Annotated in this window: 2 protein-coding genes; both read right to left on the bottom strand. The window is 69.3% G+C overall.

Features of this window, described 5'->3' with window-relative positions; translation table 11 throughout:
- On the bottom strand, positions 1 to 332 hold a 332-nt coding region (locus tag CFP71_RS41100), incomplete at its 3' end, for an acyl-CoA dehydrogenase family protein (RefSeq protein WP_208636153.1).
- 188 nt (positions 333 to 520) lie between these two features.
- Positions 521 to 1131, bottom strand: a 611-nt coding sequence (locus tag CFP71_RS41095) for a sterol carrier protein domain-containing protein (protein WP_208636152.1), incomplete at its 5' end; no start/stop codon positions are given.

Genomic DNA, 1131 nt, shown 5'->3' with positions numbered 1-1131 from the left:
TCAGACGCGGGGGCGTGGTCGTCGCCGGCATCCCGGGGTGGGGCCCAGGCCCAGAGATAGTGGTAGCCGAGCAGCTGGCCGATCGAACCGTCGCCGCGCGCGACCTCGCGGGTCACGCGATAGGCGGTCTCCCAGCTCTGCCCGCCACCGCCGTGCTCCACCGGGCCGAGCAGGGTCACGAGGCCGGTTTCCTTGAGCAGCCGGACTTCCGCGAAAGGCGTTTCGTTCTTCCGGTCGCGTTCGGCCGCGTTCACCGCTAGTTCGGCGGCGACCTCTTTCGCGACGGCCAGCCATTCGGTGGCGGACCGGACCCGGTTTTCGGTCGTGGTCATGGGCGAATTCCGTTCTGTGCGAGGGTGAACGGGAATTCCGGGCAGGGCGGAGCGCCCGGAATTCCCGGGTGTTTCTCGAAAGTGAGCGGACACTGATTCAGGCCGTACAGAGCATGCGTCCGAGTAGAGCAGTGGCACTACGGGGTGTCAACGAACGTCCGCGCTCTGAGACCGGAGCCCTCGCGCGATCAGAACCAGTGCAGACAGTGCGGCGAGCGATCGGCACGGAACAGGGTGTCGGCGAGCGCGGCCACTTCGGGGTGGCGCGCGCGGACGCGCCCGGCCCTGACGAGCGTGCTCGGGGCGGTGCCGCCGAGATACAGCGAGCCCAGATCGCTCACGTCCAGCGACAGATCGGGTTCCCGGTCCGTCGGGACACAACTCGCTTCGCGGTCCTGGACGGTCAGCAGGTAGCGACCGTGCTCCCCGAGCGCCGGGTCGTCGACGTCGAGGACGAGCTCGCCGTCGGCGAACCAGCCGCGGGTGACGAGCGCGCGGGGGACGTCCAGCAGCCGCACCCAGAGCCAGTCGGTTTCGCCGCCCATCTCGCCGGCGCGGAAGTCCTCGAGCTGCCACCGGAGCGGATGGTCGGGCGGGCAGTGCTTGAAGACGACCTCGGTGATCAGGTCGTGTTCGAGGAGGAACCTGGCCAGCGCGGTGGACACCTCGTCGTCGACGGCGATGGTCTCGTCGACGGTCAAGGTGCTGGGGTCGCCGTGCGAATAGGAGGCGTATCCGTCCGGGACACCGTCGGCGTCGCGGTGCACGGCGATGTAGCGCGGTGCGCCCGAGATCGGTG

It is taken from the genome of Amycolatopsis thailandensis (genome assembly GCF_002234405.1).
Classification (GTDB): Bacteria; Actinomycetota; Actinomycetes; order Mycobacteriales; family Pseudonocardiaceae; genus Amycolatopsis; species Amycolatopsis thailandensis.
Note: the sequence above shows the minus strand (reverse complement) of the source record. Positions and strands in the feature narration are given on the sequence as shown.